This is a genomic window from Colwellia sp. 6M3 (genome assembly GCF_014077595.1).
Taxonomy (GTDB): Bacteria; Pseudomonadota; Gammaproteobacteria; order Enterobacterales; family Alteromonadaceae; genus Cognaticolwellia.
The window spans coordinates 1-9,518 of the sequence record NZ_JACGWF010000120.1 but is presented as its reverse complement, the minus strand read 5'-3'; the positions used below and the strand labels follow the sequence as shown (position 1 = coordinate 9,518).

Here is a 9,518-nt window from a genome sequence, read left to right as displayed (position 1 = left end):
GTCAACCTGGTTCAATTTTACCTCACACTAAATTCGAATCAGAAGTATACGTGTTATCGAAAGATGAAGGTGGTCGTCATACGCCATTCTTCAAAGGATACCGTCCACAGTTTTACTTCCGTACAACAGATATCACAGGTGCTGTAGAGCTTCCTGAAGGTGTTGAAATGGTAATGCCAGGCGACAACTTGAAGTTTGTTGTTGAGCTTATCAACCCAGTAGCGATGGACGAAGGTTTACGCTTCGCTATCCGTGAAGGTGGTCGTACTGTTGGTGCTGGTGTTGTATCTAAAATTATTGCTTAATTTTAGACCACACTAGAACTTAAAAAAGGATGCTTCGGCATCCTTTTTTGTTTTCAGTACGGCCAGCTTCATGGATTATCCGTGATGAGGAAATACGTTAATAAAATAGTCCCAATGGACTATTTTTAGTGATTTTCGCAAGCACCTCTGGTGCGCAGCTGAGAGTCGTACTGTTGGTGCTGGTGTTGTGTCTAAAATTATTGCTTAATTTTAGACCACACTAGAACTTAAAAAAAGGGTGCTTCGGCATCCTTTTTTGTTTTCAGTACGGCCAACTTCATGGATTATCCGTGATGAGGAAATACGTTAATAAAACAGTCTCAATGGACTGTTTTTAGTGATTTTCGCAAGCACCTCTGGTGCGCAGCTGAGAGTCGTATTGTTGGTGCTGGTGTTGTATCTAAAATTATTGCTTAATTTTAGACCACACTAGAACTTAAAAAAAGGATGCTTCGGCATCCTTTTTTGTTTTGAGTACGGCCAGCTTCATGGATTCTCCGTGATGAGGAAATACGTTAATAAAACAGTCTCAATGGACTGTTTTTAGTGATTTTCGCAAGCACCTCTGGTGCGCAGCTGAGAGTCGTACTGTTGGTGCTGGTGTTGTATCTACTCTTACCTTAGAAAATTATCCCTTAATAGCTGATTTCAGAAACCCCCTTAAAAAAGACGCTTCGGCGTCTTTTTTGTTTTAAGAAAATTAGCTAATCATTTTTTATTTGGTAAAAGGCAGCTTAATCTAATTCTTAAGTGGTATATAAGCTCTTTTTGTTTAGTTGATTCAGTAATATATTTGATGTTAAATAGTAGTGTTATGTGTGACTTATCAGTTATCTAAGGCTACACATTTGTAAGCTTGAAAATTAAATCATCGACAAATTTGCATTATATATATATTGATCTAGTATTGTTGTTGTTGGCAACAACACGAGGCAGGATGCTTTGTTGGATACTTCAGGATGAAGTAAAGTGGCAAGAAGCTACTACAAGGATGAATAAAACAGGGAGTGTTGATCATGGATGATTTCCTCTGTTTTTCCCTTCTTTCTTTTATGATTTACTCGGTACTAATCCCTTAAGTTAAAATACATAATTTAAAAGCCATAGATCAAATAACGGTTTAGTATGTTGAATTTTATAATCTAGAAATTAACAAATACCCATCAAAGAAATAATGACTATATTCTCACAAAAGTGGCCCACCCGACAGGAATTGAACCTGTGACCGCACGCTTCGGAGGCGTGTACTCTATCCAGCTGAGCTACGGGTGGTTTATTACTTACTTCTTAGAGTTACTTCAAATCTAGCATCAATAGAATATACAGTTCTTGAAAAGATTAAAGCGCGGCAAATACTATAGTTTAACGCTGATCATGTCTATAAAATTAGTGTTTTTCTGAAGACAAATTCTCTTGTGTTGGCTACATTTTAAAATTGTGAGTAAATGATGCTTGTCTGTGCTTTTAATACTTAGTTTTTGTTAGGCTATTAGCTCAATAAATACCGTGTTTACTCATAACATTGTCAACAGAATTAGGGAAAAAGATGTACTTTCGTCATGAAGATGCCTAAAGTAAAGGCTATAATAACTATTATCTCAACACCCTATAAGTAAACACTTAATTATGAAATTTCTCTCAGTTGTATTTACCTTTCTACTTATATCAATGATGAATCCTTTGGTGGCACAGTCCTACGATACAGAAGTCATCAGTGCAGAGTTGTACAGCGACACCATACAACGTACCGGTAAGCTAGATTATAAGCGGATATTAGCGCTTTCTTTTAAAAGTAGTGGCTACCTAAATCTATTAGCAGTAGATGAAGGAGATAAGTTTAATAAAGGGCAATTATTAGCGTCGCTTGATGTAACAGAATTGAAACAACAAAAAACATCGAATTATGCAAAATTATTACAAGCCGAGCGTGAAGTTAAGCGCATGAGTCAACTTATGGATGCTAATCTAGGCTCAGAGCGCGATTTAGACACAGCAACTACTGACGTTGAAGTATTACGATCTGCATATCAATCATCGCATTACAATTTAGAAAAAGCACAAATATACGCACCGTTTTCAGGTGTAGTTTTGTCTCGTAACACAGAGTTAGGTGAATTGCAGAGTCCGGGCCAAGCAGCTTTAACAATCGCTAAGCTTGAATGGGTAGTAAAAGTAGCTTTAACAGGTCAAGAGGTTGCACAAGTAAGACTAAATCAAAAAGTCAGCGTTACATTAAGTCATGTGGGTATTGTTGAAGGTGTGATAAGTAAAATGCCCGCTATGGCCGAAGGTAATAGTAACTTGTTCACAATAGAGGTACTACTTCCTAAAATAAAAATATCAGCAGGTATGATCGCAGGACAACTTGCCGGTGTAACTATTGCTTTTGATAGTAATACGTTTGTTTATAGGTTACCTATATCAGCACTTGTCGCTGTAGATGATGATGGCAAAGCCATTGTTATTGCACAAACACAACAGAGTACAGATTTTAAACAATACAGTTATGAGGTGTTTCAGATAGATAATGATTATGTTTACTTAAAAGCACATCGTGATGATGAAGCATTAATAATTATGACTACGGGTTGGCAAAATTATTCTAAGATTGGGAATAAGTAATTATGCAACTCCCTCGCATTGCAATAAAAAATGCCCAGTTTACTTTTACAATCGTTGTCCTCTTAGTACTTGTTGGTATTGTTTCATATTTTCAAATGCCGCGTTCAGAAGACCCGCAATTTGATATTCCGATTACCCTACTTGAAATTATTTACCCAGGCGCATCACCAACGGATATCGAAACGTTAGTGGTTGACCCTCTCGAAGAAGAGTTCGCTGAAATCGAAGGGATTAAAAAAGTAGAGTCACAAATTAAAAACGGTGGTGCTCGCATTGAGGTAACCTTTTTATATGGCAGTGACCCAAATGAGGCTTACAACGAAGTTAAGCAAGCAGTATCGATAGTAAAGCCAACATTACCTGAAGGTGTTCAAGATGTTTTAGTCCTAAAAGCGACACCAACCAGTGTAGCTATTATTCAATTGGCACTTTGGAGTGATACAACAGATTATAAAAGCATGGAGTTTCATGCCAAGCAATTAGAAAAGCGCCTAGAAGCTATTGAAGCAGTAAAAAAAGCGGATATATGGGGTTACCCAACACAAGTTGTTGCGGTTGATTTAAACCTAGCCATGCTGAAGCACTATGGCATTAGCATCGCAACCATTAATAGCGTACTTCAAAAACGCGCTGTTAATATTACACCTGGCTTTGTGGATGCAAACACTCGGCGTTTTAATGTTAAAACTAGCGGCAATTTCCAGCAAATAGAAGAATTGAATAATACGGTGGTATTTTCAAATAATAGTGCAATTATTAGACTAAAAGATGTTGCGCATGTCGAATTTTCAAATCGAGAAGCTAATTACCTGGCCTACTATGATGGTAAGCCAGTGATATTTTTGACTGCAGAGCAAAGAAAAAACACCAATATATTTGCGCTCACCCAAGCAATTGATAACGAAATTTTGGCTTTTAAGCAAACCCTGCCTGATTCGATAAAAATCGACACGCTTTTTAAACAGTCGGATGGTGTTGAAAACCGGGTAAACGGGTTTTTTGATAATTTATGGCAAGGCCTAGTGCTCGTCGGCATTATGTCGCTGATATTTTTAGGTATACGTGAGGCGATTGTTGTTATCGTTGCTATACCGTTATCTTTTTTAGTGGCTATTGGCTGGTTAGACTTTGCAGGCTTTGGTTTACAACAAATGTCTATCGTAGGCTTAATCATTGCTTTAGGTTTGTTAGTTGATAACGCTATTGTTGTCACAGAAAGTATTCATCGTGAAAAGAAAAATTCAGCTTCATTAGCTGATGCAGCGGCATCAGGTACCAGTAAAGTCGGTTGGGCCATAACAAGTGGTACAGTCACCACAATGTTAGCTTTTTTGCCTATGTTGATGTTAGCGAGCGACACTGGCGATTTTGTCCGTTCAATGCCTGTAACTGTAGTACTGGTGTTGTTAGCCTCGCTACTCATTGCATTAACCCTCACTCCATTACTTGCGAGTAAATTTTTTAGCCACAAACCCAGTAAATTTAAAACGTTACAATACTATGCTAATGGATTTGCTGAGCAATACTATGTGCGTGGGCTCAGCCGATTAATGAATGTAAAATTAATCATGCTAATCTTTGCCTTCATTGCTTTATTCGCAATGGCCTCTCTTTTTGGTCAAGTCGGGGTAAGTTTATTTCCGAAAGCTGAAAAATCAATGCTGTTAATTGATGTCGAAACACCAGCAAACTCATCATTAGATTACACTAATGATGTAATGCACTCGATGACAGACTTTATTGAAACCCAGCCTTATGTTGAAAAAATTGCACTAAACGTGGGTAACTCTAACCCGCGGATATACTACAATGAAATTCCAAAACGTGGTGTATCGAGCTATGGGCAAGTACTACTGGTTTTAAAGGCATATGAAGAAGCCGAAGTTAATGCCTTGGTCGCGTCATTACGCAAAGAATTTTCAACTTGGAAACAAGCCAAAGTTACGGTAAAAGAATTTACCCAAGGCCCGGTAACCGACCAACCTATTACCGTTAGGTTGATCAGTGAATCATTGGCTGATCTTGAAAAGGTTGCGGGTGACTTACAATCTAAAATGGCATCAATATCAGGCGCCATCAATTTAGATAACCCTATTGGTATCGCTAATACCGAATTAGCCATAGCGATAGATTATGATAAAGCCGCTTTGTCTGGCATTGATATAAACCAGTTAGATAATGCCGTTCAAACCGCACTTTCAGGCACATTTATTGGCCAATTTAATGACATCAATGGTGAAAACTACCCTATTTTAGTTCGGAGACCCAAAAGCGACCTAAATGGTCTTTCTGACATTACGATAGTGAATCAATTAGGTGAAAGCATACCATTAGGCCAATTTGTTGAGATTAAACTACAAAAAGGGCGTACAGATTTTTTCCATTATCAAAAATTACGCATGGCAAGAGTGTCTGCTGATGCTGCACAAGGTTATTCAGTGCAAGAAATAACCAGTGAAGTGGTTAATTATCTTGATAATTACGAATTACCAGCAGGTATGTATTACATTCTAGGTGGCGAAGAAGAATCTCGACAAGAATCGTTCGCTGGTTTGTCACAAATTATGTTAATAACGGCAATCGGTATTTTTGCCATTTTAGTTTTACAGTTTAAGTCCTTTTTACAGCCGTTAATTATCTTTACCTCTATCCCTTTCGCAATGACAGGTGCTATTTTAGGTTTATATTTAACCAATTTATCATTTTCGATGATGGCATTTATTGGTTTGATTAGTTTGTTTGGTATAGTCGTGAACAATGCCATTATTTTAATCGATACAACCAATCGTAATTTATCGACAGGCTTAGCTAAAAAAGAAGCTATTCTATTGGCTAGTTCAACACGCTTTACCCCGATACTACTTACCACTATCACTACCATTGGCGGTTTACTACCACTAACACTTTTTGGTGGCAGTTTGTGGCAACCACTAGGTGTGGTTATTATTTCTGGTTTATGTATTTCGGCGATAGCGAGCTTTATTATTGTGCCAATACTGACCGAGTTATTTACAAAAACAGAAACAGCTAAAATAATAAAAGAATAAATCATGGATTTTTACGGCTTAATTGGATTCTCCCTCGCAGCAGGTGTTTATGCCTTATTTGCGCTTCTCATTATTGCAGCACGCAACCATAGCTTGGTTGCACGTGCAGTTTTGTTCTGTGCGTTAGTCACGCTAAGTAGCAACTTAATTGCTGCACTTCAAATTAAATTGGGTTACAGCCTGCAATGGGCAATGCTAGTAGACGGGTTTAAAATTGCCTGTTGGTCATTATTAATTATTTTGTTTAATACCGAGCATCGCAGCCTTAAGGCACTAGTGAGTAATTATTATGTTCGACAATATGTTGGTGTTTGGCTAGTACTCATGTTGGGCTCCTGGCTAGCCAGTTATTGGTTAGGCTATGCCTATGAATATATATTTTTACTGTTTATCATCTTAAATTTGTGGATGTTAGTTTTACTTGAACAACTATTTCGCAATGCTGATTTACAAGTACGTTGGGCTATTTGGCCATTAATGGTTGCTCTGGCCAGTGTGGCTATTTTTGACTTTGTTATTTACGCACAAGCTACGATGGTTGATAGCATAGACTTTGATTTCTGGTTTAGCCGAGGCTATTTAGCCTTTCTTGTTACACCCTTGCTGTTAATCAGTATTCGCCGCATTAAAAATGGTGAAGTTCGTATCTTTGTTTCACGTAATGTTGTTTTCTATAGTTCAATGTTGATGATAGCGGGTGCTTACTTACTGTTAATGTCTGTCGCCGGTTATATTATTAATTTTATTGGTGGAGAGTGGGGCAACTTAGTTAGCATAGGCTTTTTAATGCTCAGTGGTATTGTGCTGGTTGCTTTACTGATCACTGAGTCTTTAAGGCGTCGCGTTAAAGTCTTTATTGCAAAAAACTTTTTCGCCAATAAATACGAATATCGAGACGAGTGGTTAAATCTGATTGAAAAAATTGAAACCACAAGTGGAGCAAGTCATTATCAAATGGCGACCCAAATTATGATGTCTAAGGTTGAAGCATCTCGTGGAGCAATCATTAAAAAATTCTCTAATCAGCACTATCAGCTTCAGTACAGTCAAGGACTGGAAATTAATGAGGAAGTTGAAGAGCACTTGCTAGTAGTTGGTTTATTTTGTCATCAGCAAGGTTGGATTGTTGATGTAAATGAATATGAAAAATCACCTTTGCTATACCCTGATTTAATCTTAAACGTAGCACTTTTTCGTTCTAATAATATTCAAATAATAGTGCCAATTTTTATCGGAAAAGCTTTTTATGGCTTGTTTGTACTGGCTGATGAAAAAGAGTTAAAACGCTTAAATTGGGAAGATAGAGATTTATTATTTGCAATATCGAAACAGCTAGGAAACTTTGTATCTTTATACGAAGCAACAGACAAATTAAGTGAGTCTAAGCAATTCGATGCATTCAATCGTATGTCAGCATTTTTAGTTCATGATTTAAAAAATGTACAAGCCCAACTCGCGTTAATTACCGCAAATGCTGAAAAACATCGAGAAAATCCAGAGTTTATTAATGATGTATTTGAAACGGTTGAGTCTGCAACACAAAGATTAGAGAAAGTTTTATCACAATTGAGAAAAAAACAAGTCGAGCAGTCATCTCATAGCCAAACTGATTTAGCCATAACGATTAAAAAAGTAGTTGATCAATGCAACTTAAGCTTGCCAAAAGTTGAGTTTGAGGTGGAAGGAGATTGTTCTACTTTTATTGATAACGAATCCTTTCAATCAGTTATGCATCATTTAATACAAAATGCAAAAGAAGCTACATCAAGTGATGGCTTGATAAAAGTAACAGCAGTTGAAAAAAAGCGCATTATCAGAATTATTATCGAAGATAATGGCAGTGGAATGAGTGAAGAGTTTATTAAAAACCGATTGTTTAAACCCTTTGATACCACTAAAGGTAATGCCGGTATGGGTATAGGTGTATTTGAAGCTAAGCAGTTTATTGAAAATATGGCCGGTATTATAAAAGTTACAAGTGAGCTAAAAAAAGGCACAATGTTTACTATTGATTTGCCAAGAAGAACTTCAGGCGCGATAAGCGGACAAGATTTACTATAAGGGTCCAATAAGAATGGAAAAGTTGTTAATAGTAGATGACGATAAAGGTATACAAAAACAATTAAAGTGGAGCTTATCTGATTACAATGCAGTGCTCGCAGGCGATCGTGAAAGTGCGGTTGCTGCGGTGCGCCGTTATGAGCCCAAAGTCGTTACTTTAGATCTAGGGCTGCCACCTGACGAGTCAAATGCGTCAGAAGGACTCGCAGCCTTACAAGAAATTTTAACTATTGCACCACATACCAAAGTGATTGTAATAACCGGCAATGATGACCGAACCAACGCACTGGCAGCTATTTCAGCTGGTGCTTACGACTTTTATCAAAAGCCAATAGAAACTGAAGTTATTAATGTCATTGTAGCGCGAGCTTTTAGTGTTGCCGCTATCGAAGAAGAAAACCGTAAAATGCGATCGGTTGGTGGCAGTGATATAGGTATTATTGGTAATAGTGAAAGCATCGAACGTTTAAGAATGATGGTTAAGCGTATTGCGCCAACATCAATCACCGCATTGCTGTTGGGCGAAAGTGGTACCGGTAAAGAAGTTACGGCAAATGCAGTGCACTTAGCTAGCGACCGTAAAAATAAACCTTTTGTTGCCATAAATTGTGCTTCTATTCCAGAAGCGTTGTTAGAGAGCGAATTGTTTGGTTTTGAAAAAGGTGCATTTACTGGAGCACATAAAGCTACAAAAGGGAAAATTGAATGTGCAGAAGGCGGTACATTATTTCTCGACGAAATTGGCGATATGCCTTATAGCCTGCAAGCTAAACTGTTACGATTCTTACAAGAAAAATGTATTGAGCGTTTAGGCGGCAGACAAGAAATTTCAGTAGATGTTCGTGTAGTTTGTGCAACGAATCAAAACCTTGAACAAATGGTTGCTGAAAAAACTTTTCGTGAAGACTTATTCTACAGAGTAAGTGAAATCACTTTAAATATTCCACCACTTCGCGATCGCGATGAAGACGTTATAATCCTCTCTCAATACTTTCTGCAACATTATGCCGCAGAATATAAACGTAACGTTAAAAGCTTCTCTGAAGACGCTTTAAGTGCCATTAAAGAACACAGGTGGCCTGGTAATATAAGAGAGTTACAGAATAAAGTGAAAAGCTCGGTAATTATGACCACAGGCACACAGGTAACCGCAATAGATTTAGGCTTTTTTGATAATCAAGGCAAAAGCTTTGAGCTATCACTTAACTTGCGTGTTGTTCGCGAACAAGCTGAGTCAATCGCCATTCAGAAAGCCTATGCAATTTCTGAAGGTAATATGTCTAAAGCTGCAGATTTATTGGGTGTAACCCGACCAACACTTTATTCGCTAATTGAAAAATATGAATTAAATATTAACGGTTAAAGCAATCTATATGTAATACAAAAAAACCGCCTTAAAGGCGGTTTTTTATTTTAATATTAGAATACTATTCTTCGGTACTGGTATCTGTATCAGTGAAAATACGGCTTTTATGTTTAAGCA

At 37.5% G+C, this 9,518-nt stretch carries 4 protein-coding genes, 1 tRNA gene and 1 pseudogene; 5 read left to right on the top strand and 1 reads right to left on the bottom strand.

The window, feature by feature from the left end; genetic code table 11:
* A pseudogene (gene tuf, locus H4J50_RS17370) lies at positions 1 to 305 on the top strand (elongation factor Tu); the annotation flags it as partial.
* 1,195 nt (positions 306 to 1,500) lie between these two features.
* Here the strand turns inward: tuf and H4J50_RS17365 are convergent.
* Positions 1,501 to 1,577: transfer RNA gene (locus H4J50_RS17365), tRNA-Arg, on the bottom strand.
* A gap of 354 nt (positions 1,578 to 1,931) precedes the next feature.
* Between H4J50_RS17365 and H4J50_RS17360 the strand changes: the two genes are divergently transcribed.
* From H4J50_RS17360 to prsR, 4 genes are read left to right on the top strand one after another with little or no spacing between them, the layout of a single operon-like run.
* A complete protein-coding gene (locus tag H4J50_RS17360; RefSeq protein ID WP_182257494.1) occupies positions 1,932 to 2,927 on the top strand; it encodes an efflux RND transporter periplasmic adaptor subunit in 996 nt (331 codons plus the stop codon).
* A 2-nt stretch (positions 2,928 to 2,929) separates the two neighbouring features.
* A complete protein-coding gene (locus H4J50_RS17355) occupies positions 2,930 to 5,974 on the top strand; it encodes an efflux RND transporter permease subunit (protein ID WP_182257493.1) in 3,045 nt (1,014 codons plus the stop codon).
* A gap of 3 nt (positions 5,975 to 5,977) precedes the next feature.
* Positions 5,978 to 8,035 (top strand): XrtA/PEP-CTERM system histidine kinase PrsK, encoded by a 2,058-nt coding sequence (prsK, locus tag H4J50_RS17350; protein ID WP_182257492.1) that lies wholly within the window; start codon positions 5,978 to 5,980, stop codon positions 8,033 to 8,035.
* Positions 8,036 to 8,048: 13 nt separating this feature from the next.
* Entirely contained in the window at positions 8,049 to 9,398 is a 1,350-nt protein-coding gene (gene prsR, locus H4J50_RS17345) for a PEP-CTERM-box response regulator transcription factor (RefSeq protein ID WP_182257491.1), read from the top strand.
* The last annotated feature ends 120 nt before the right edge of the window (positions 9,399 to 9,518 follow it).

What these genes read in the sequence shown, in the direction of transcription:
- H4J50_RS17360 (WP_182257494.1), top strand. Translation starts at nt 1,932, where the DNA reads ATGAAATTTCTCTCAGTTGTATTTACCTTTCTACTTATATCAATGATG.
- H4J50_RS17355 (WP_182257493.1), top strand. Translation starts at nt 2,930, where the DNA reads ATGCAACTCCCTCGCATTGCAATAAAAAATGCCCAGTTTACTTTTACA.
- prsK (WP_182257492.1), top strand. Translation starts at nt 5,978, where the DNA reads ATGGATTTTTACGGCTTAATTGGATTCTCCCTCGCAGCAGGTGTTTAT.
- prsR (WP_182257491.1), top strand. Translation starts at nt 8,049, where the DNA reads ATGGAAAAGTTGTTAATAGTAGATGACGATAAAGGTATACAAAAACAA.